The organism is Mycetohabitans sp. B8, from assembly GCF_021991875.1.
Lineage (GTDB): Bacteria > Pseudomonadota > Gammaproteobacteria > Burkholderiales > Burkholderiaceae > Mycetohabitans.
In genome coordinates, this window is sequence record NZ_JAHLKR010000020.1 from 78,457 (window position 1) to 102,636 (window position 24,180).

A 24,180-nucleotide genomic window follows, 5' to 3' on the forward strand; every position below is an offset into this window, starting at 1 on the left:
TTCCAGGGCGCTGTAGGCAGTCGCGGTTAGGCTCAACGTTACCAGGAGTATCCATGATTCAAAGCACATCCGCGGCATTGAAGTCGAAAGCCGCCGAGAAGGACGAAATGTTGACGGCTGACGAGTATCTTGCCAGTCTCGACGACGGCCGTGAAGTGTTCATTTATGGTGAAAAAGTGCGATCCGTCACGCAGCACGTGGCGTTTCGCAACAGTGCGAGATCCATCGCTCGGTTGTACGATGCGCTGCACGCACCGGCGTTCCGAGACACCATGACGACACTGGACCCGTTTGGTTATCGCACGCATCGCTATTTCACCCCAGCGCGTTCGGCTGACGACTTGCTGCAGGCCCGTGCCGCAATCGCACACTGGTCGCGGCTGTCGTATGGCTTTATGGGGCGCACGCCTGACTACAAGGCCGGTTTTACCGCAACGTTGCTGTCCGATCCTGACTTCTATGATCCGTTCCGCGATAATGCGATCCGCTGGTACCACGAGACGGCGCGCAAGGTGCTGTTTATGAATCATGTCTTGGTGAATCCACCGGTGGGCCGAGCTAAGACGATTGACAGCATGCGTGACGTCTATCTGCATGTGGAAAAAGAGCGTGGCGACGGTATTGTCGTGCGTGGCGCCAAGATGGTGGCGACCAGTGCGGCGATATCGAATGCCACGTTCGTGGCGCAGAACAGTGCAACGCAGTACCAGCAGGGGCGGGAAGAGGATTTTGCGCTGTGCTTTATTGTGCCGATGGGCACGCCAAACTTAAAGATTGTCTGCCGGCGCTCATACGAGGCGTCGTCGTTGAGTCCGTTTGACAATCCATTGTCCAGCCGTTTTGACGAAAATGATTCGGTGCTGATTTTCGATGGCGTGTTTGTGCCATGGGAAAACGTGTTGATCTACCGGGACATACCGAAGGCGCGCAGTTTCTATTCGGCCTCGGGATTCCTGAATCGTTATCCGTTGCAATCCGGCACGCGGCTCGCGGTCAAATTGGATTTCCTGTGCGGTGCGTTGATTAAGCTGCTCGAATCGAACGGTAGCTACGAATTCAGGGGCGTGCGCACGAAGGTGGCCGATGTGGTCGGCTGGCGCAACGCGATGTGGGCGATGACCGAAGCGATGTGCATTGCACCGCAAAAGCGCAGCGACGGCTCTGTCGTACCGCGGCTCGAAACGGCGGCGACAGTGCGGCACTTCGGCGCGCAGGTGATGACCCACATCAAGCCGATTTTCGACACGATCCTCGGTGGCTCGCTGATCATGCAGGTGGCTAGTTTCGCGGACATGCGCAATCCAGAATTGCGTGGGCTTATCGATACGTACTATCAAGGCACCGATTCGAGTGCACAGGAGCGGCTCAAGCTTGTGAAGTTGCTGTGGGACGCGATCGGCAGTGAGTTTGGCGGCCGGCACGAGTTGTACGAGTACAACTATGCGGGTAACCATGAGCAGGTACGGCTGGACATGCTGAACCATTCCACCGCATGTGGCGCGATCGACCAATGCAAGTCGCTCGTCGAGCAGTGTCTTGCCGATTACGACGTCGATGGCTGGTGCAATCCGTCATGGCAGTTTGACGGCCAGCGTGAAGCTTCTCCGTTTGCGCGATGAGGTGAACAATGATTTATTCTGGAAAGTGGGACCGGGATGCGCTCGACTACCGGGCGCTGCGCGACCAATGGCACGTGGTCGCTCGCTCGGACGATGTGGCACGCGATATGCCGCTCGCCGTGCGCTTGTTGGGCGAGGATTTGGTGCTGTGGCGGAACCATGCCGGCATCAACGCGTGGCTCGATTATTGTGGTCATCGTGGCGCGCGGCTCTCGCTGGGCTGTGTGCGCGACGGGGAAATTGAGTGCCCTTATCATGGATGGCGTTATGCGTCGTCGGGACAATGCACGAAAGTGCCTGCGCATCCGGACCAAACGCCGCCCGCGCAACGGCTTGTTCGCATATACCGGGTAACCGAACGCTACGGGCTCGTCTGGGTCTGTGTCGGACAACCGGCGCTCGACGTGCCGCCGTTCCCCGAATGGGATGACGCGAGCTTTCGCAAGGTGTATGCGGGACCTTACCGCTATCGGGCAAACGCATTGCGCTCAGTGGAGAATTTCCTCGATGCTTCGCATTTTCCATTCGTGCACGCAAATCTAAACGGCGATCCAAATTGTCCAGACAAAATTGAGGACTACAAAGTAAAAATGACGGAAAACGGCCTTGAAACATCGGAAATCCAGGTATTTCAGCCGTATGGCGATCACCGTGGGATCCCGGTTACCGCTCGCTATACCTATCACGCTTTTCGGCCCACAACCGCCTATTTTTCGAAGAAGACCGGCGTGACTGAACGCTTTTGCACGTTTTTGAACGCGACGCCCGTTGACGAGGACGAGTGCGTAATACAGCTGATTGTGGCGATTAACTTCGGTGAAGACTTGAGCGACGCACAAATCCTCCAGCGCCAGGACCGGGTGTTTGAGCAAGATCGCCACATCGTCGAATCGCAGCGCCCCTACCGGCTGCCACTGGACTTGCGCGAAGAGATGCATGTGCGCAGTGACCGTCTCGCGGTGGAGTATCGACGATGGTTGCGTGCGCTGGGTGAGGCGGCAACAGCGGACTGCGGTGTGCGCCCATCTGCTGGCGCGCAGCAGCATGCCAGCAGTGAGCATTCAAAGGAGTCGTATCATGCATAAGCAGACGCTGGACGCATTGTCCATGCTCGAGCATTGTGAGTCCAATGCCCGTACGTATGCACGCTCGATAACTCGCGTCCTCACGCGAGCAGAGCTTGCGACAGTCTACGATAGTGAAGGCCGTCAATATTTGGACTGCCTCGCGTGTGCCGGCGCGCTGCCGTTGGGACACAATCACCCGTACGTCATGGAGCGGGTCAGCCAGTTTCTCGCATCGGGCCACATCCTGCAGGCACTGGACATTGCGACGCCGGCGAAAATCGAATTTGTCGAAGCGTTATATCGCGTATTGCCGCCGCAGTTTGCCAACGATGCCAAGCTTCAGTTTTGTGGGCCGACCGGCTCGGACGCAGTCGAGGCAGCGATCAAACTATTCAAGACGGTCACGGGCCGGCGCGCGGTACTGGCGTTCCATGGCGCGTATCACGGCATGACGATGGGCGCGTTGAGTCTGATGGGCAACCGGGGACCGAAGGAAAGCGTGGCCGGGGCGATGGCGGAAGTGCATTTTTTGCCTTATCCGAATGCCTATCGATGCCCGTTTGGCGTGGGCGGTGCACAAAGCGATACGTTGTCGTTGGCGTATATCCGCCATCTTCTTGAGGATCCGGAGAGCGGCATTACGAAGCCAGCGCTGATCCTGCTGGAAGCGGTGCAGGGCGAGGGCGGCTGCATTCCGGCCAGTGCCGACTGGTTGACCGGATTGTCCGAGCTGGCGTTGCGTCATCAGATTCCGCTTGTCATCGATGAAGTGCAGACCGGCTTCGGTCGTACCGGCACGATGTTCGCGCATGAGGTGGCTGGCATCATACCCGACGCGATCATCATGTCTAAGGCCGTGGGCGGCGGTTTTCCACTGTCTGTGCTCGCCTATCGGCGCTGCTACGACGGTTGGCGACCCGGTGCCCATACGGGGACGTTTCGCGGCAACCAGATCGCACTGGTCGCGGGTGCAGCCACGCTCGAATTTCTACGCGCGCACGGCATTGCGCAGCAGGCAGCTGAGCGCGGGGCCAGGTTGCGCGCTGGCCTCGAATCGTTGCAACGGCGCTACGCGTGTATCGGCGACGTGCGTGGCCGCGGCCTGATGCTCGGCGTCGAAATCGTTGATCCGAACGCTCCGCCGGATGCACGCGGATTGCCGCCAGCGGAGGGCGAACTGGCGCGGCGCATCAAGCATGCTTGCTTAAACGAAGGCTTGATCATTGAGACGGGAGGACGTCACGGTGCGGTGTTGCGGCTGCTGCCGCCGCTGATCATTACAGAGGCTGAAACGGACGACATACTCGCTCGTCTCGAAAGAGCATTGTCGACAGTGACCAGCGCGGTGGATGTGCCGTTGCTGACCCCCGCCGGCGTCAGTCGCAACGCTCATATCCCTGTATCGGAGAGCTTATGAAAGCAGGACACGATGTTGCCACGGCGCTTGAACCTTGCATTCACGATGTGATTGGAATCGGCTTTGGCCCCGCTAATATTGCGCTTGCCGTAGCGATCGAGGAGCTGACCGACGGCCTCGACATTTTATTTCTCGAAAAGCGCGATGCGGCGTACTGGCAGCAGGGCATGCTGCTGGAGGAGTCGGACATTCAGAACCATCCGCTGCGCGATCTGGTCACGCCGCGCAATCCACGCAGTCGCTATTCGTTTACCAATTTCCTGTTCGAGAACGGACGATTATTCGAGCACTTGAACCTGGGGTTATCGTTTCCATTGCGGATCGAGTATGCGCAGTACGTGCAGTGGGTGGCCAGCTTCTTCGCGCATCAAGTCAGCTATGGCGTGGACGTGACGAGCATCGAGCCGGTCATCGACGCGCGCTCTGGACTGCTGGAGGGCTATGTGGTGTGCGATTGCACCGGCCGCGCATGGCGGGCCCGCTCGGTCGTCGTCGCACCGGGGCGTACGCCGAACGTGCCGGTGCAGTTCGCCGGCTTTGACGATCCGCGCATTGTCCACTTAAATGATTATCTCTTTGCTCTGCACCGGGCGTGTGACGGCGGCCGCAAGCCGCGAATCGCGGTCATTGGTGGTAGCCAGAGCGCGGTTGAAATTTTGCTGCACGCGTACGGTACCGGCTCGTGCGCTTCGGTTGTCGGCATCACGCGTAACTTTGCGTTCCGGCAGAAGGACACGAGCCCGTTTTCCGACGAGGTTTATTTTCCTGAATTTGTCAAGACATTCTTTTTTGCGGACCAGGCAACGCGCAGTCGGTTGCGCGCGGAACTGATGCCGACCAATTATGCTTCGGCGGACAAGGACGTACTCGATGCGCTGTACGTCAAGCGCTACGTAAACCGGATATTGGGTCGCGATGACCTGGCAATCCGGACGAATACGTACGTCAATGCTGTGACGGCCACAGAAGAGGGGATTCGTCTGGCGCTCGTCAACTCAGTGAGCGGTGAGCATGCGCTTGACTGCTTCGACCTGGTCGTTCTAGCAACGGGCTTTCTTGATATTGGCGACGGTCCGAGGTATGAGCCCTATCCACCGCTGCTGCGGCAGTTGGCGCCGCTGCTCGACTTGAGCCGCGGGCACCTGGATGTGTCGTTCGACTACCGCGTGCATTTCTCGTGTGCAGTGGCGCTGGACGCACCGCTGTACTTGAACGGGCTATGCGAGTCATCCCACGGCATGGGGGACTCCGGCTCGTTCAGTCTGCTGGCGTTGCGCTCCGAAGCCATTGCGCGCTCGCTCTCCGCGCAGTTGTCGCGCCCCGCGGCACGCGCTGGCTCGAATGCAGTCGCGTCTTCTGCTACGGCCATTGCGGCCATCCATGATACGGACAAAAATGGAACTTCTAGCGAATCAACCCGTTTCGTTTCATTATGATGCGTTCCGCTTTACTGATCCGCAGCGGATCGACGCGATCATCGACAGCTTTCCGCTCGCGTTGATCGCCAGTATGGACGCGGGGCTATCTCATGCGAGCCATATCCCGCTTTTCCGCGAGCGCCAATCGCGCAATCTATTCGGTCATGTCGATGCGACAAACCCTCAGTTTTGTGGTGTCAAAACGACGCGTGCGCGTATCGTGTTCACCGGACCTGATAGTTATATCCCGCCCGAAGCGTACGTGACACGGCAACTGCCGACGTGGAACTATGTGGCCGTCCATCTGGTGGGCGCTGTGCATGTCGTGACCGACCTGGCGCAGAAGATCGACGTGCTGCGCGAGACAGCGGCCCGCTTGCAGCCCGACGATGCGCGATGGCAGTTTGATGCGAATGATGAACGGGTGGCGCGGTTCGCGCCGGGCGTGCTCGCGTTGCGCGTGCACGTCGAGCATGAGGAGGCGCGCATCAAGCTTTCACAGGACAAGGGCTTAGAAGATCAGCATGCGGCGCTCGACTGCTTGTTGTCCACGCGCACGCGTAGTCTCCGACCGCTGTTGGAGACCTTCCTGCCGCCACGGGATGGGGCCGCGCATGCTCGATGACGTGCAGGTCATAGCTTCGCTTCGCAGCAGCGGAATCGAGCCGGACGCGAGCCAACGCCGGGCGATCGAAGCGTTATGCATGCTGCTTGTGACACCGGGTCGGCGCTGGTTGAGTGCGCGGCATCGGTTGCATGGCGTGTATTGCCATGGCCTACCCGGACGAGGCAAGAGCAGGGTCGTCGATGCGGTTTTTCAGCTCGCGCCAGGATCGAAGCGGCGGATTCATTTTCATGAGTTTCTGCGGGACATCCATTGCAGGCTTGTGATGGCCCCGCGCAGCAGCGATCGGCTCGCGGACGTTGCGAAGACTTGGCTGCATGGTATCGATCTGCTGTGCTTTGATGAATTTCACGTGCATGACATCGCTGATGCGTTTCTCATTGGGCGCTTTCTGACGGTCGCCATTGCCAAGGGCGTGCGTATCGTGCTTACATCGAACTATGCGCCGGACGACCTGCTGCCGAACCACGAATACCACGCGCGTTTCGCACCGACGATCGACATGATTAAGCGTCATTTCACAATCGTGCACTTCGATGGACCGCGCGATTACCGGTTCAGTGATGCGGATACCGTGCAGCCTCGGTTTTTTTCGCCGCTTGCGCTGGCTCGCGAGCCGTTACGCGCCATTTTCGTCGCTCGGGAAGGCGAAGCTGCGCTGCAACCTGGCGTTGTGGAGTTGGCTGGTCGGCCGTTGCTGGTGAGAGCCGTGGGTGAGTCAACGGTGTGGGTGGATTTCGACGTGCTTTGCATCGCGCAGCGTTCGCACGTCGATTATCTGGCGATGGTTGATCGCTGGCAATGGGTCATCATCGACAACGTCCATGCAACGGCACTGGAAAATCCCGATACATTGCAGCGGCTGGTGTGGTTGATCGACATCCTATATGACCGCAAGTGCGGTGTTTGTATCGCATCGGACATTGCGATGAGCGATGCGCTCGATGGTCTCGAAGGTGCGCATGATCTATCGAGGACAGTGAGCCGCCTTGCCGAGATGCAGTCTCGTGCCTACGCTTGTTTGACCAAAAATTTACTTACCATGACTCAGGAGACTTGAATATGCCAATCGTCAAAATTGAAGAGCAGCGGTCGCGCACCGCAGACGAGAAGGCGCGACTCGTCGACTTGCTGTTCAGCATACTTCGACAAACACTGGGCGTCAGCCCGAACGAGTTGCAAGCGAGATACCAGACGTTCGAACCGGAGGATTTTTATCCGCCGGCGGGCACCGGCGAGTATCTGGGGATCGAGATCACGCTGTTCGTCGGACGCTCGCTCGATACCAAGCGCCGACTTTACGAACGCGTTGTCGCGGAGGTTGCGCAGGTGCGCCAGGTTGATCCATCCTGCATTCTAGTCCTGTTGCGTGAAGAGCCGCTCGACAACTGGGGGTTACACGGCGGCCATGCCGCAGCAGACCTGAAGTTCGATTACGCGATTGCGATATGAAAGGCGACGAACCCGGCCTGGCGGATTCCGACGCCGGATCGACACACGTGCCGGAAGACGCTTTCCCGTCGGCCGGTATTGCGTTCTGGTGTCAAGGCACCGGACTGGTCGTGTCCGCTGTCGATCGACGACAGCTCGCATCCCCGACGTTATGGCGCATGCTGGAGGCAGCGCGGCAATCGCATCAACGTGTCGCTTGCGCGGCGGCAGCCCCCGGTCCTGACGGCGGTGACGAGCATGCGTCTGATGCGTAGTCGGTGAGGTCACGCGATCTATGACTATGTGTCACACCGAATCGCTTTCGGCATAGGTCCGGTACCGTCAGCTTTGCCTCCTCGCGCTTGAGCGTGTCCCTGAGCTAGCTGTCCGTGAATCTCGACTTCTTTATTCTGTAGAACCCCGTCAACGAAAAAATGCTACTTCTGTTCCCGCTGGATTCTCGGGAGGATACCTTGTCGCTCGAGGACGCTATGAACCGCACCGAGTTTTGTGGAGGCTCTAACTCTTGAGAGAATGGAGCCATGAACAAGAAGCCAAGCAAGTTTTCCCCGGAAGTGCGAGAGCGGGCAGTGCGCCTAGTACGCGAGTAGCGTAGCGAGCGCCCGTCGATGTGGGCGGCAGTCGAATCGATTGCACCGATGATCGGCTGTACGCCGCAGACGCTGTTGGATTGGGTTAAGCGCGACGAGCTCGATCGTGGCGAGCGCGATGGCGTGAGTACGGCCGAGCGTGAACGCATCAAGGCTTTGGTGCGCGAGGTCAAGGAACTGCGCCGGACCAACGAAATTCTCAAACTGGCGAGCGCATTTTTCGCCCAGGCGGAGCTCGAGCGCCGTTTCAAGTCCTGAAGGCCTTCATTGATCAGCATCGCGACACCTTCGGGGTCGAGCCGATCTGCAAGGTCTTGCGGATCGCCCCGTCGGGCTACCGACGCCATGCAGCACAACTTCGCGATCCGTCCAAACGCTGCGCCCGCGCGAAACGCGATGAGCTTTTGCAACCGGAGATCAAGCGTGTCTGGCAGGCCAACATGCAGCTCTACGGCGTGCCGAAGGTCTGCAAACAGATGAACCGGGAAGGCATTGCGGTGGTACGCTGCACGCTCGCACGGTTGATGAAGCTGCAGCGCTTGCGTGGCGCAGTTCGCGGTAAGCGTGTTCGCACGACGATTCCCGATGTGGCCGAGCCGCACCCGCTGGAGCGAGTCAACCGGCAGTTCAAGGCCGACCGACCGAATCAGCTCTGGGTGTCGGATTTTACGTCTGTATCGACATGGCAAGGCTGGCTGTACGTGGCATTCGTGATCGACGTGTTCGCCCGCCGTATTGTTGGCTGGCGCGTCAGCTCGTCGATGACCACGGACTTCGTTCTGGATGCACTTGAACCAAGCGCTGTACGCCCGCCAACCGGGCGAGCACGGGACTTTGATTCATCATTCCGACAGAGGGTCTCAATACGTCAGCATTCGCTACAGCGAACGGCTGGCTGAGGCCGGCATCGAGCCGTCGGTCGGCAGCTACGACAATGCGCTGGCCGAAACAATCAACGGCCTGTACAAGACGGAACTGATTCATCGGCGCGCCCCTTGGAAAACGAGGGAATCCGTCGAACTGGCAACGCTGGAATGGGTTGCCTGGTACAACCATCATCGGCTAATGGAACCGCTCGGCTATATCCCGCCTGCTGAAGCTGAGGCAAACTACTACAGGCAACTCAGAAATGCCGCTAACGTGTCCGCATTAACTTAAACCAACCAGCCTCCACGATTCCCGGTGCGGTTCAGCTGGGCAAAATCTAAAAAGATGATGCCGATAGCCTCGAGTGTAATGGTCAGCAAGATAATGCCAAGGACCCAAGCTCATCAAGGATTGCTGTACGTTGACGGATGAGATGACGGTGTCCACGATTATCGATGAGCGGTGAAAACGATGTAGAACGCAAAATACGATGATGCGATTGTGATGGTCTGCAGCCTAGAGTTAGTCAATAGGGGACGAGAGCATGTTGACACTCATACAAAGCCTGTGGCTCGCGTATCGAAGGGCGACGTGTTGTGCCCATGATGCGGTGGCTTCACGCTTCACAGCATCTGATGACGCGTTTTGCTACCCAAGCAGTCTCAGCTAAAAGCGTGCCAAGCCTCGCTGATAGGTTGGTGGCACAGTGGCGATCACAATGACTTGCTTTCCGCTATTTGTTGCAAATTTCGGCTTTATCGTTTAATGACTTGTCGTTTAAGCAAAGATAATGCAATTGAATGCATTATGGCGGGCGCTTTGCAGTCTTTCAACCAGGCGCTAAGCGTTGCGGTTACATGAACCTTTGTAGCGGCTCTTGACAGTTGGGCACAGTGTTTGCAAGACGTGAAGTAGGTAACGTCAAGCTGATTGGTCAAGGAACGGGTGCGTTGCCATAGCCGTATGGCTAAGTAAAAGTGATGTCTGGAGGGAAAAATGAAGAAGTACCCCAGTACTAAACTGAATGACGCCGCGCCAGTGCGCAGCCTTATGCGCGTTATGCTCAGCGTTTTCGCTAAAGCTTGGCAAAAATCGATTGTGGCGTGATCACCGGCGGGCCAAGTGACACGAACGTCTCCCTGACGTTTGCCGATGAGTCGCTCTGATCGCCGCAGTGAATGGTTAGGGATTGCACGCGGTGTGACATAAAAACCGAGTGGTTTATGAAGGGCAACGATAGATTTTGATTATAGCATTAATGTTAATTTTTATGCCTATTAAATGTTAGGCTAATCGGTCACCTGGAATCGGAGCTTTGTTATGGATGCTAGCGTCACGTCTGCTACGTATGCATTATCCGCTGCCCAAACGGAGATCTGGCTCGCGCAGCAGCTGCATCCAGACAGCCCTGTCTACAACATTGCACAGTACACGGTGATCGAAGGCGCGATTGATCCTGCCGTTTTTAAAGCGGCATTGTGTCAAGTCATTGATGAGGCCGACACCCTCCGCTTGCAATTTATCGACAGCGATGGCGGGCTGCGGCAGAGGATCGGTTCACCCGCATGGTCAGTGCCGGTGCTGGACTTCACAACAGAAGCGGATCCGCAGGCGGCCGCCCAGGCGTGGATGCGCACCGATTATGAGCAGCCAGTCCATCTCTTACGGGATCCGCTTTTTTGCTACGCGTTGTTGCAAGTCGCGCCCACGCAATGGCTCTGGTATCAGCGCTATCACCATATCATCATGGACGGATATGGCCAGTTCCTCATCGCACAGCGTGTTGCACACGTGTATAGCGCGCTGTGTGCGGGGAATGAGCCCGCGCCTTGTACGTTTGGCTCGGTGCTAAAGCTGTTAGAAAGCGATGCGCAATACCAGGCCTCCGCCCAGCGAGCACGGGATGAATCCTATTGGCTTAAGCACTGCGTCCACTGGCCTGAGCCTGCGACGCTGGTAAGCCGCCGCGCCTCTGTTTCACAGCAGCGGTTGCGCCAGACAACTTATCTGGCCACCCAGGCGCTGGGCGACACTGCGTCGGATATTCGCCGGTTAACACGGTTTATGACGGCGGCAATGGCCGCGTATCTTTATCGATTCACGGGTGAGCAAGGCGTCGTATTGGGTCTTCCGGTCAAGGCCCGCTTCGGTGCTGACCAGCATATTCCTGGCATGAAGTCCAATACATTGCCACTGCGGCTCACAATGCGGCCAGGGATGAACCTGTCGTCGTTCATGCAGCAGGCCGCGCAGGAGGTGCAACGCGGATTGCAGCACCAGCGCTACCCGAGCGAAGCGCTGCGGCGTCAACTTGGGCTGCCCCCCGGGCAGCGGCTGTTTGGTACCACGGTCAACGTGATGCCGTTTGACTATGACCTGTTGTTTGGCAGGTATCCGTCGACAAACCATAATCTACTCCTTGGTCCGGTTGACGATTTGATGATCGATGTCTATTGGACACCTAATGGCTGTCAATTGCGCATCGACTTTGACGCCAATCCTGCCTGCTACAGCGTGCAGGAGCTTGAAGCGCATCAGCACCGGTTTATCCGGTTCATACAAGCGCTGGCTGACAATGCCATGCAACCGATTGACAGCATCGATCTGCTCGACGCTGACGAACGGCATCGGCTGCTGATCGAGTGGAATGCGACAGAACAAGACTATCCATCGCACTTGTGCGTACACCAGCTATTTGAAGCGCAGGTCGAGCGTACACCTGAGGCGCCGGCGCTGGTGTATGAAGAGCAGACACTGAGCTATGCGGAGCTGAATACGCAAGCTAACCGCCTGGCGCATCGGCTCATTGAATTGGGCGTCAAGCTGGACGCCCGTGTGGCGATCTGCGTGCAGCGTAGTCCCGCGCTGGTCGTTGGACTACTGGCAATTTTGAAAGCGGGCGGCGCGTATGTGCCGTTAGACCCTAACTATCCGGGCGAGCGCTTAATGCACATCCTAGCCGATGCTGCACCGAACATTGTGCTCGCGGATGCGGCTGGGCGCGTCGCACTCGGTGACACGGTGCTGGCCGAACGTATAGTGCTCAGTCCGAACATGCTGCCGGAGCAGGCGGACACCAATCCGTCGGTGCCGGGCCTCACCGCACAGCATCTGGCGTATGTGATCTACACATCTGGCTCGACCGGTATGCCGAAGGGTGTGATGATTGAACATGCTCAAACAGTCAATTTTTTGCATTGGGCACTGCAAACTTTTACGCCATCAGAGACGCGGCACACGCTGTTTGCGACATCAATTAATTTTGATCTTTCGGTCTTCGAGTGTTTTGTGCCGCTCACGCAAGGCTCAACTATGCACCTGGCTGACGATGCATTGGCTTTGATGCATCATGCTCCACCAGTCAGCTTAATTAATACTGTGCCTTCTGCGCTGCAGTCCTTGTTGGTGCATCGAGCGAGCTTAACTTCGGCGAGCACCATCAATCTGGCAGGCGAGCCGCTGACAATGCGCTTAATCAAACAGATTTTTGAACAGACGCCGGTTAAGCGGCTGTGTAATCTTTATGGGCCTTCAGAGTGCACCACCTATTCGACTTGGCACTCGATGGATCGTGGCGACCCATGCATTGAAAGCATCGGCCGCCCGATTGCCAATACACGTATTTATCTGCTAGATACTCGCGGCCAGCCGGTGCCGCTGGGCGCGGTCGGCGAGTTGTATATTGGCGGCGCGGGTGTGGCACGTGGTTACTTGAACCAGCCGGAGCTGACCGCCGAGCGCTTTGTGCGCGATCCGTTCTCAGATAAAGCTGATGCACGGCTGTATAAGACCGGGGATTTGGCGCGTTACTTGCCCGACGGCAACCTGGAGTTCTTGGGCCGCAACGATGATCAAGTCAAGATTCGCGGCTTTCGGATTGAGCCCGGTGAAATCGAAGCATGCCTGACGCAGTACCCGCAAGTACGCGAGGCGGTCGTGCTTGCACAAGGCGGCGGCAGCGGCAAGCGTCTGGTCGCCTATGTGGTCGCAGAAGCCGATGAGCACTTGGCCAGTACATTGCACGCGCATGTGGCGGCAAGCTTGCCCGAGTACATGGTGCCCAGTGCGTTCGTGCAGCTGGACGTATTACCGCTGACACCAAACGGTAAACTCGATCGGCGTGCACTGCCCTCGCCAGATGCCAACGCGTTCGTGCATCAAGCGTACGAGGCGCCGCAGGGCGAGTTCGAGACGACGCTGGCGCAAATTTGGGCCGAGCTGCTGGGTGTCGAGCAAGTGAGCCGGCATGATAGCTTCTTTGCGCTCGGTGGCCATTCACTGCTCGCGGTGCAGTTGATCGAGCGTCTGCGGCGTCGGGGAATCGGCTTGTCGGTGCGTGCGCTGTTTGACACGCCGGTGCTTATGGCACTGGCCCAGACGCTGGGCGAGCATCGTGAAGCGGTCGTGCCGCCCAATGTTATCACGCCGGCCACCACCGCGCTGACGCCCGAAATGCTACCGCTTATTGAGCTGACGCAGGCCGAGATCGATCAGATTATTAAACAAGTGCCCGGTGGCGTCGCAAATATCCAGGATATCTATGCACTGTCGCCACTGCAAGACGGCATTCTGTTTCACCATCTGTTCACTAGCGACGGTGATCCGTATCTGCTGATCACCCAATTGGCTTTTGACACGCGAGCGCGGCTCGATCAGTATCTGGATGCGCTTCAGCATGTCGTGAACCGCCACGACATTTTGCGCACTGCGTTGGTATGGGAAGGTGTGTCCACGCCCGCGCAGGTGGTGTGGCGCCAGGCGCCGCTGTCGGTGATCGAGCTCATGCTGGAGCCGGCCGACGGGCCGATCGCGAAGCAACTGGCGCGACGTTTTGATTCGCGTCACGCTCGGCTGGACCTGACGCAGGCACCTTTACTACGTTTGGCGGTCGCCCAAGACAGCGACGATCGCTGGGTGCTGGTTCAGCTAATGCACCATTTGATTGGCGATCACTCGACGCTGGAGATGATGCACGCGGAGGTGCAGGCGTTCATCGCAGGTGAGAGCAGGAGGTTACCACCGGCACAGCCATTCCGTAATCTAATCGCACAGGCACGTTTGGGCGTCAATCAAGCCGAACATGAGCGTTTCTTTAGTGACATGCTAGCCGACATTGAAGAGCCGACGTTGCCGTTCGGCTTGGTGCAGGTGCATCGTGACGGCACACAGGTGAGCGAAGCGCATCGGATGTTACCGCAGACATTGAACGATCGACTGCGCGCGAAGGCTAAGCAGCTGGGTGTAAGCTTAGCCAGTTTGTGTCATCTCGCGTGGGCGCAGGTGCTTGCGCGTGCCAGTGGTCACCAACAAGTGGTATGCGGTACGGTGTTGTTTGGACGGATGCAAGCCGGCGGCGGCGCGGATTGTGCAATGGGGCTTTTTATCAATACGCTGCCCCTGCGCGTGAACTTAGACGGCAGTGTGAAAACGAGTGTGTGTGCCACGCATGCGCGCCTGGCGGCGCTGCTCGAGCATGAGCATGCGTCGTTGGCGCTCGCGCAGCGTTGTAGTAGCGTGCCGGCGGGCATGCCACTGTTTAGTGCGCTGCTCAATTACCGGCACAATGCAATGGACTTGGGCGAGCGCAGCATCTTACCGGGCGTGGAGCTGTTACACGCACAAGAGCGTGACAACTACCCAATCGGTCTGTCGGTCGAAGATTTTGGGCAAGCGCTAGGCTTGACTGCGCAAATCGTTCAGCCACTAGATCCTGACCGGCTGTGCGGCTATATGCAGCAGGCGCTGCAGAGCCTGGCCGAGGCACTCGAGGCAACGTCCGAGCAGCCGGTTAGACAACTGGAAGTACTGCCCAGCGAGGAGCGGAACTTACTGCTTCAAACGTGGAACGCGACGCAACGCGATTACCCATCGCACTTGTGCATCCACCAGCTATTCGAAGCGCAGGCCGAGCGTACCCCCGAGGCGCCGGCCCTGGTGTTTGAAGAACAGACACTGAGCTATACAACACTCAATACGAGCGCGAACCGCTTGGCGCATCGGCTCATTGAGCTGGGCGTCAAGCCAGACACACGGGTGGCGCTCTGTGTCGAGCGCTCGCCGACAATGGTGGTGGGGCTATTAGCAATCCTTAAAGCGGGCGGCGCGTATGTGCCGCTTGATCCCGCCTATCCACCAGAGCGCTTAGCGTACATGGTTTCGGATAGCCAACCGGCGGTCTTGCTTAGCATTGGCACACCGCCTGCCGCAGTGACGCAAGGTTTGGGAGCTGGGATACCGATACTGGACTTGCAGGCTGACATAGCGCAATGGGCGCATCAAAGCGCGGACAATCCGAACGCGTACGAATTGTTGCTGGATGCGCAAAATTTGGCGTATGTGATTTATACGTCAGGTTCCACAGGCCAGCCCAAAGGAGTCGTGATTCCACACCACAGCTTGGTCAACCTGGTGACAGCAATGGTGCGTCGTCTTGGCTTAACTGCACAAGACCGGATGCTGCAATGTTCGTCTTTGTCCTTTGATGCGTCGCTCGGGGAAATGTTTGTCACGCTCACTCAGGGCGCGACATTAGTGCTACGCACCGATGCTTGGTTAGCCGGGGCGCAGTCATTCTGGGCGCTTTGCCAAGCCAACCGTGTCAGTGTAACGGATTTACCTACCCAATTCTGGACACAACTGATCCAGGAAAAAACTCCACTCCCCAACAGTGTACGTGTGGTCATGATCAGTGGAGACGCGTTGAGCGCGTCAGCACGTGATGCTTGGTTTGCCAGAGACGGTCATCGACCGCGTTTGTTGAACGTTTATGGTCCGACCGAGACGACGGTGACGGCGACCGTGCATGAGGTGACGGATCACGAAAGTAGCTGGCGCACGATCGGTCGGCCCATTGACAATACCCGGCTGTATATCCTGGATACGCACAGCCAGCCGGTGCCGCTGGGTGCGGTGGGCGAGTTGTATATCGGCGGAGCGGGTGTCGCGCGTGGCTACCTGAACCGCCCGGAGCTCACGGCCGAGCGCTTCGTGCGTGACCCGTTCTCGAGCGAAGCTGATGCCCGGATGTACAGGACAGGGGACCTGGTGCGCTACTTGCCTGATGGCAACCTGGAGTTCCTAGGCCGCAATGACCATCAAGTCAAAATCCGGGGCTTTCGCATTGAGTTGGGCGAGATCGAAGCGTGCTTGGCCCAGCACGCGCAGGTGCGCGATGCGGTGGTGCTCGCGCAAGGCGACGGCAGCGGCAAGCGTCTGGTCGCCTATGTGCTCACTGAGGCTGATGAATCGCTGGCGAGCACATTATGCGCGCATGTGGCGGCAAGCTTGCCCGAGTACATGGTGCCCAGTGCGTTCGTGCAGCTTGACGTGTTACCGCTGACGCCAAACGGCAAGCTCGATCGGCGTGCACTGCCCGCACCGGATGATAACGCGTTCGTGCATCAAGCGTACGAGGCGCCGCAAGGCGAGCTTGAGTGCATGCTCGCGACGATTTGGGCCGAGCTGCTCGGTGTTGAGCGTGTCAGTCGGCATGATAGTTTCTTTGCACTCGGTGGCCATTCGCTGCTCGCGGTGCGCTTGATGAATCGGGTGGCCGCACTCGGTGTGCCATTGCCGCTCACAGCGTTGTTCGCCGCGCCTACGCTGGCTGCATTGGCCGCTGCGCTCAATGCGCAACGCGCGTCAGACAGTAGCGCACTCCCGACAATCACGCCGGTGTCGCGTGCAGGGGCGCTGCCGCTGTCGTTTGCACAGCAACGGCTGTGGTTCCTCGCGCAGCTCGACGGGGCGAGCGACGCCTATCATATACCGCTTGCGCTGCGCGTGCGGGGGCCGCTAAATCGGGGCGCATGGCAGCAGGCGCTGGATGCGCTCTTGGTGCGCCACGAAGCGCTGCGCTCGGTGTTTGTGAACATTGACGGTCAGCCGCAGGCGCAGTTGTTGTCCGCCGAGACAGGCGTGCCGATGACTTGGCATAACCTGCGCGGCTTGCCCGACGCGAATACCCAACTAGCCCGGCTCAGCGCGGGGGAAACACAGGCGCCGTTCGACCTGGCGCGTGGCCCGCTGATGCGCGCCTGCGGCATTCAATTGGTTGATGACGAGCACGTAATACTGCTCGTACAGCACCATATTGTGTCGGATGGCTGGTCGATCGGCGTGATGGTGCGCGAACTGAGTGCGCTGTACCGTGCAGCCTGTGAGGGCCAGGCTGATCCGTTGCCACCACTGTCGATCCAGTATCCGGATTATGCGGCCTGGCAACGTCAATGGCTGTCGGGCGAGCGGCTCCAAGCGCAAAGCGACTATTGGCGTGCGACGCTCGCTGATGCGCCGGTATTGCTGGAGTTGTCCACTGATCGGCCTCGTCCGGCGCAGCAATCGTTTGCCGGCGCGCAGGTGCCGATCCGTATCGATGCCCAAACCACGGGGGCGTTGAAGCGCGTGAGCCAAGCGCACGGCGCCACACTGTTCATGACGGTGCTCGCAGCGTGGAGTGCGGTCCTGTCCCGCCTGTCGGGCCAAGACGATCTGGTGATCGGCACACCCAGCGCCAATCGCAACCACTATCAAATCGAGCCGTTAATTGGTTTCTTTGTCAATACGCTCGCATTGCGTATGGATTTGTCCGGTAAGCCCGATGTGACACAGTTGCTTGAGCGCGTGCGGCGCACGACGCTGGAAGCGCAAGCGCATCAGGATTTGCCGTTCGAGCAAGTCGTAGAGATCGTGCAGCCGCCGCGCCGGCTCGAACATACGCCGCTGTTTCAGGTGATGTTCGCGTGGCAGAACAACGAGACCGTGGCTTGGGACTTGCCCGGCTTGGCTGTGCAGTCGATGGAGCTGAACTATGACGTCGTCAAGTTTGATCTGGAGTTAGGTTTGTACGAGGCGGGCGAGGAAATCGTCGGCAGCCTAAGCTATGCCACGGCGTTATTTGACCGCGCAACGATTGAGCGGCATGTCGGCTATCTGCAAGCGATGTTGCAAGCGATAGTCGCTGGCGGACAACAGCCTGTCGCCCATGTTGAGCTGCTCGCGCCGGCTGAGCGGACTTTACTGCTTGAAACGTGGAACGCAACGCAGCGGGACTATCCGGCGCATCAGTATATCCACCAATTGTTCGAAGCACAGGTAGTGCGCACACCGGAGGCAACGGCACTGGTCTACGAAGACCAAATGCTCAGCTATACAGAGCTCAATGCGCAGGCCAACCGTTTGGCACACCATCTGATTGGGTTGGGCGTTGCACCCGATGCGCGGGTGGCGATCTGTGTCGAACGCAGCCCCGCGCTGGTGGTAGGGCTGCTGGCGATTCTGAAGGCCGGCGGTGCGTATGTGCCGCTGGATCCCGCGTATCCGCCAGAACGCCTGGCTTATATGGTGATGGATAGTGCGCCCGCCGTATTGCTCAGCGTGGGTACACCGCCTGCCGCGGTAACGCAAAGCTTAGGAGCCGGTGTGACGGTACTGGATCTGCACTCTGATGCAGCGCAGTGGGCACATCGAAGCGCGCACAATCCTGACGCGTACGAGTTGTCGCTGAATGCACGGCATTTGGCCTATGTGATTTATACGTCAGGTTCCACTGGTCAGCCCAAAGGAGTGATGGTTCCACACCACAGCTTGGTTAACCTGGTGACAGCGATGGTGCGTCGTCTTGACTTAACTGCACAAGACCGGATGCTGCAATGTTCGTCTTTGTCCTTTGATGCGTCGCTCGGGGAAATGTTTGTCACGCTCACTCAGGGCGCGACATTAGTGCTACGTACCGATGCTTGGTTAGCCGGGGCGCACTCATTCTGGGCGCTTTGCCAGGCCAACCGTGTCAGTGTAACGGATTTACCTACCCAATTCTGGACACAACTGATCCAGGAAAAAACTCCACTCCCCAACAGTGTACGTGTGGTCATGATTAGTGGAGATGCGTTGAGCGCGACAGCGCGTGATGCTTGGTTTGCCAGAGACGGTCATCGGCCACGTTTGTTGAACGTTTATGGTCCGACCGAGACGACGGTGACGGCGACCGTGCATGAGGTGACGGATCAAGAAAGGAGCTGGCGCACGATCGGTCGGCCCATTGACAATACCCGGCTGTATATCTTGGATACGCACAGCCAGCCGGTGCCGCTGGGGGCGGTGGGCGAGTTGTATATCGGCGGAGCGGGTGTCGCACGTGGCTACCTGAACCGGCCGGAGTTGACGGCCGAGCGCTTCGTGCGCGATCCGTTCTCGAGCGAAGCTGATGCCCGGATGTACAAGACGGGCGACTTGGTGCGCTACTTGCCTGATAGCAATTTGGAATTTTTGGGCCGCAACGACCATCAAGTCAAAATCCGGGGCTTTCGCATTGAGTTGGGCGAGATCGAAGCGTGCTTGGCCCAGCACGCGCAGGTGCACGAGGCGGTGGTGCTGGCCACTGGCGAAGGCCAGAATAAACGCCTGGTGGCGTACGTGGTGGCGCAGGCCGATGAGCAACTGGCCAATACGTTACGCACACATGTGGCGTCAGCGTTGCCCGAGTACATGGTGCCCAGTGCGTTTGTGCGGCTCGATGCATTGCCGCTGACACCGAACGGCAAGCTCGATCGACGTGCGCTTCCTGAGCCAGAAGCGGGTGCGCTCGCGCATCACGCGTATGAGGCGCCGCAGGGCGAGCTCGAGACGACACTGGCCCAAATCTGGTCCGAGCTGTTGGGTGTGGAGCAGGTGGGCCGTCACGACAGCTTTTTCGCGCTCGGCGGCCATTCGCTGCTGGCAGTGCAGTTGATTGAGCGTCTGCGGCGTCGGGGAGTCGGATTATCCGTGCGCGCGCTGTTCGACACGCCGGTGCTCAGCGCGCTGGCGCAGTCGCTGGGTCAGCATTGTGAAGAAGTGGTTGTGCCGCCCAATGTCATCACGCCCGAGACCACGACGCTCACGCCATCGATGTTGCCGCTTGTTGAGCTGACACAGGCCGACATCGACCAGATCGTCGGACAGGTACCGGGTGGCATCGCCAATCTCCAAGACATCTACGCGTTATCACCGTTGCAGGATGGCATCCTGTTCCATCATCTGCTGGCCAGCGAGGGCGATCCGTATTTGCTGAACATGCAGTTGGCTTTTGATACGCGTGAACGGCTCGATCAGTATTTGGATGCAGTTCAGCAGGTCGTCAATCGTCACGATATTTTGCGCACTGCGTTTGTTTGGGAAGGCTTGTCCAAACCCGCGCAGGTGGTCTGGCGCCACGCGCGGCTGCCGGTGACCGAGTTGACGTTCGATCCGGCTGACGGTCCGATCGCCGAGCAGTTGGCGCAGCGCTTTGATTTCCGCCACTATCAATTGGATTTAACTCAGGCGCCACTCTTGCACTTTGCCATTGCGCAGGACACCGATGGCCGTTGGCTGCTCATCGAGCTGCTGCACCATCTGATTGGCGATCATTCAACTGCTGAAGTCATGCATGCGGAGGTACAGGCGTTCATTGAAGGCCGGGGCGAGACGCTGTCGGCGGCGCAACCATTCCGTAATTTGGTCGCACAGGTGCACTTGGGCGTGAGCCAAGCCGAACATGAGCGTTTCTTCACCGGCATGCTTGCTGACATTGACGAACCGACGTTGCCGTTCGGTCTGGCACAGGTGCATCACGACGGCACACAGATGGTTGAAGCGCACCGCAGGCTGCCACCAGCATTGAACGACTGGCTGCGCGTACACGCAAGACGCCTGGGCGTGAGCCTGGCGAGCCTGTGTCATTTGGCGTGGGCGCAGGTGCTCGCGCGCGCGAGCGGCCAACCACGCGTGGTATTCGGCACAGTGCTGCTCGGCCGGATGCAAGCGGGTAGCGGTGCTGATAGCACGATGGGGCTGTTTATCAATACGCTGCCGCTGCGCGTGGACTTGGACGGCAGTGTTCAGGCGTGTGTGCGCGACACGCACGCGCGGCTCGCGGCGCTGCTCGAGCATGAGCATGCGTCGCTGGCGCTGGCGCAGCGCTGCAGTGGGGTGCCGGCGGGCACGCCGCTGTTTAGTGCGCTGCTTAATTACCGACACAATGCGAGGGATTCGAGCGAGCGTAGCCTGCTACCGGGTGTCGAACTGTTAACCGCGCAGGAGCGCACCAATTACCCGCTGACACTGTCGGTTGAGGACTTCGGTCAAGCATTGGGGCTGACTGTCCAAACAGTGCCGTCGCTGGAGCCCGAGCGAGTGTGCGCGTATATGCAGCAGGTGCTGCAAAGCTTGGCCGACGCGCTCGAGGTGAAGCCCGACACCGCAGCGCAGCAGTTGCAGGTGCTGCCCGAGGCCGAACGTCAGTTGTTGCTTGACACGTGGAATGCGACGCAGCGGGACTATCCGTCGCACTTATGCATCCATCAGTTGTTCGAAGCGCAGGTTGAGCGTACTCCCGAGGCGCCAGCGCTGGTGTTTGAAGCGCATACACTGAGCTATGCGCAGCTGAACGCACAAGCTAACCGCCTCGCACACCAGTTGATCGAGTGGGGCGTCAAGCCCGATGCACGAGTGGCGATCTGCGTGCAGCGCAGTCCCGCGCTGGTCGTGGGATTATTGGCGGTTTTGAAGGCCGGGGGCGCGTATGTGCCGCTCGATCCGGGCTATCCGAGTGAGCGCTTGGCGCACATCCTCTCCGATGCGGCCCCGAGCATTGTGCTGGCCGATGCGACCGGGCGCGCTGCGTTGGGCGAGGCGGCGCTCGCGTCATGCACGGTGCTCGATCCGACCACCCTGCCGGCGTTGCCGGACACCAATCCATCGGTAGCCGAGCTGACGGCCCAGCACCTGGCGTATGTGATCTATACGTCCGGCTCGACCGGCATGCCCAAGGGCGTACAGAGTGAGCACCAGGCGCTTATCAATCGTCTGGTGTGGATGCAACAAGCTTATGGTTTGACGACGGCCGATCGCGTGCTTCAGAAAACACCCGTTAGTTTTGACGTGTCTGTCTGGGAGTTTTTCTGGACTTTACTCAATGGCGCTACCCTAGTTGTGGCAGCACCCGATGTGCATAAAGATCCGGCTGCCTTAATAGAGTTGATCACTCGGCAGCACATCACTACGGCTCATTTTGTGCCGTCCATGCTTAGTATGTTTTTGCACAATGAAGGGGTTAAGCACTGTACGTCTGTGAAACGGCTGATTTGCAGTGGCGAAGCGCTGCCAGGGGCGAGTGTACGGCTTTGCCAAATGCTGTTACCGAGCGCGCAGCTGTATAACTTGTATGGTCCGACGGAAGCGGCAATTGACGTGACGGCCTGGACTTGCCCGGCAAACTATACAGAGGACACTGTGCCAATCGGCCGGCCGATAGCGAACACGCGAGTTTATCTGCTCGATGCGCACGGCCAGCCGGTGCCACTGGGTGCGGTCGGCGAGCTGTATATTGGTGGCGCGGGCGTGGCACGCGGCTATCTGAACCGCCCCGAACTAACCGCTGAGCGCTTTGTACCCGATCCATTCTCAGATGAAGCGGATGACCGGTTGTATAAGACCGGTGATTTAGCGCGTTATTTACTGGACGGCAACCTAGAATTCTTGGGGCGCAATGATGATCAAGTCAAGATTCGCGGCTTTCGGATTGAACCGGGCGAGATCGAGGCGTGCTTAACGGCGCGCCCGCAGGTGCGCGACGCGGTGGTGGTAGCAATAGGTGAGGGCTCGGATAAGCGGCTAGTTGCATATGTGCAGGCCGAAGCGGATGAGCAGCTTGCGAGCACGCTGCGTGCACAAGTGGCGGCGAGCTTGCCTGAATATATGGTGCCCAGTGCGTTTGTGCGGCTCGATGCATGGCCGCTGACGCCCAACGGCAAGCTCGATCGGCGTGCGCTGCCTGCACCGGATGAGGACGCGCTGGCGCATCAAGCGTATGAAGCGCCGCAAGGCGAGCTGGAGACGACGCTCGCGGCGATCTGGGTCGAGTTATTGGGTGTCGAATGTGTGGGCCGGCACGACAGCTTCTTTGCGCTCGGGGGCCATTCACTGCTCGCAGTGCAGATGATTAGTCGCAGCCGCACGGCATTAGGCTTGTCCATTTCGATGCGCACGCTGTTTGAGGCGCCGACCCTCGCTGCACTAGCACAGCGTGTATCCGCGCAAGGCAGCGAGCAGGATGACTCGTTTGCTGTCTTGCTGCCGATTCAGCCGCACGGCACTCGCCCTGCGCTTTTCTGCGTCCATCCCGTCAGTGGGCTGAGCTGGCACTATCGAAGTCTATCGAGCCATTTAGAGGCGGATCAACCGGTCTATGGCTTGCAAGCACGTGGACTGGACGGCGTTTCGTCGCCCGCCCCCACAATCGAGGCGATGGCGGCGGACTATATTGATCAAATTCGCCGTATTCAGCCCAATGGGCCTTACTATCTGCTGGGCTGGTCGTTGGGTGGAAACGTCGTGCACAGCATGGCCACGCAGCTTGAGCAACAGGGTGAGCGGGTCGCATTGCTGGCGGTGCTCGATGCCACGCCAGACCATGCTCAACGACATGATGAGTCGGAAGTCATCGAAGAAGCGGATTTTTATATCCTTCTGTTTGCGCGCCACGATGCAGCCAGTTCGTCAAAGGCAGGCCATTATTTGTGGGAAAAAACCCGCGCGGTGATTCAAAACAACCAGCGCATTGTAACGAGCTTTTCGCCACGTATTTATGGTGGCGACATGCTTTTTTTCCGTGCCACGATGCTACAGGATACGTCTGATAAGCTCATTCCCCCGCAGGCATGGCAGCCTTACGTTCGGGGCTATGTTGAAGTTCACGACATTGCCTGTAAACATTACGATATGGAGTTGCCGACACCAATTGCACAGATTGGCCATATTCTTCGCCAGAAGCTAAATGCATTACATAGATCCTATGTAGCGTGAGACCAAGCAAAGCTTAAGTCGTAAGCTTAAGTGAATCAAGGCGAACGCAACGCAGGCTATCATGCGTACAGATCACTGAGCCGGAGTCGATGCTGAGAACGTAATACTGGCAACATCACTCGAACTGGCGGGGGCCCAATGGAAAATTGCGCTGCATGATGGACGCAGACAGAGTCCAGCGGTGCACACGGTAAGGGGAGCGCAAGCGGCCATGCGAGTGCAAGCCCTATTGGAGGTGATTGAGCGGTACAAGCAGAAATGGTCGCTGCCCCAAGGTGTGCGTGTGGTGGTCAGTTATGAGG

Annotated in this window: 9 protein-coding genes, 1 pseudogene and 1 other annotated feature; all 10 genes and pseudogenes read left to right on the forward strand. The window is 58.5% G+C overall.

Annotated features, from left to right (window positions below):
• Nucleotides 1-53: 53 nt before the first annotated feature.
• The 10 genes and pseudogenes from KQH60_RS13000 to KQH60_RS13045 all read left to right on the forward strand — a co-directional run bounded on the left by KQH60_RS13000 (nucleotide 54) and on the right by KQH60_RS13045 (nucleotide 23,878).
• Nucleotides 54-1,619, forward strand: a complete 1,566-nt coding sequence (locus KQH60_RS13000; RefSeq protein ID WP_237576849.1) for a 4-hydroxyphenylacetate 3-hydroxylase family protein — start codon at nucleotides 54-56, stop codon at nucleotides 1,617-1,619.
• Nucleotides 1,620-1,627: 8 nt separating this feature from the next.
• Nucleotides 1,628-2,704: an aromatic ring-hydroxylating dioxygenase subunit alpha gene (locus tag KQH60_RS13005; protein ID WP_237576850.1), complete on the forward strand. Its 1,077-nt coding sequence runs from the start codon at nucleotides 1,628-1,630 to the stop codon at nucleotides 2,702-2,704.
• Nucleotides 2,697-4,103 (forward strand): diaminobutyrate--2-oxoglutarate transaminase family protein, encoded by a 1,407-nt coding sequence (locus KQH60_RS13010; RefSeq protein WP_237576851.1) that lies wholly within the window; start codon nucleotides 2,697-2,699, stop codon nucleotides 4,101-4,103. The genes KQH60_RS13005 and KQH60_RS13010 overlap by 8 nt, the downstream gene beginning before the upstream one ends.
• Nucleotides 4,100-5,539, forward strand: a complete 1,440-nt coding sequence (locus KQH60_RS13015; RefSeq protein WP_237576852.1) for a SidA/IucD/PvdA family monooxygenase — start codon at nucleotides 4,100-4,102, stop codon at nucleotides 5,537-5,539. The genes KQH60_RS13010 and KQH60_RS13015 overlap by 4 nt, the downstream gene beginning before the upstream one ends.
• Nucleotides 5,499-6,146, forward strand: a complete 648-nt coding sequence (locus KQH60_RS13020; protein WP_237576853.1) for an FMN-binding negative transcriptional regulator — start codon at nucleotides 5,499-5,501, stop codon at nucleotides 6,144-6,146. The genes KQH60_RS13015 and KQH60_RS13020 overlap by 41 nt, the downstream gene beginning before the upstream one ends.
• Nucleotides 6,136-7,206: a cell division protein ZapE gene (gene zapE, locus KQH60_RS13025; protein WP_237576854.1), complete on the forward strand. Its 1,071-nt coding sequence runs from the start codon at nucleotides 6,136-6,138 to the stop codon at nucleotides 7,204-7,206. Before KQH60_RS13020 ends, zapE begins: the two co-directional genes overlap by 11 nt.
• 2 nt (nucleotides 7,207-7,208) lie before the next feature.
• The gene (locus tag KQH60_RS13030; protein ID WP_237576855.1) at nucleotides 7,209-7,598 is read left to right on the forward strand and encodes a tautomerase family protein; all 390 of its coding nucleotides are present in this window, start codon (nucleotides 7,209-7,211) and stop codon (nucleotides 7,596-7,598) included.
• On the forward strand, nucleotides 7,595-7,852 hold the full coding sequence (locus KQH60_RS13035) for a hypothetical protein (RefSeq protein WP_237576856.1): 258 nt from the start codon (nucleotides 7,595-7,597) through the stop codon (nucleotides 7,850-7,852). The genes KQH60_RS13030 and KQH60_RS13035 overlap by 4 nt, the downstream gene beginning before the upstream one ends.
• Nucleotides 7,853-8,119: 267 nt before the next feature.
• Nucleotides 8,120-9,346: pseudogene (locus KQH60_RS13040) on the forward strand (IS3 family transposase).
• Nucleotides 8,401-8,517: a sequence feature (AL1L pseudoknot), on the forward strand. Its footprint overlaps the pseudogene before it by 117 nt.
• Nucleotides 9,347-10,375: 1,029 nt before the next feature.
• On the forward strand, nucleotides 10,376-23,878 hold the full coding sequence (locus KQH60_RS13045) for a non-ribosomal peptide synthetase (protein ID WP_237576857.1): 13,503 nt from the start codon (nucleotides 10,376-10,378) through the stop codon (nucleotides 23,876-23,878).
• Nucleotides 23,879-24,180 lie beyond the last annotated feature (302 nt).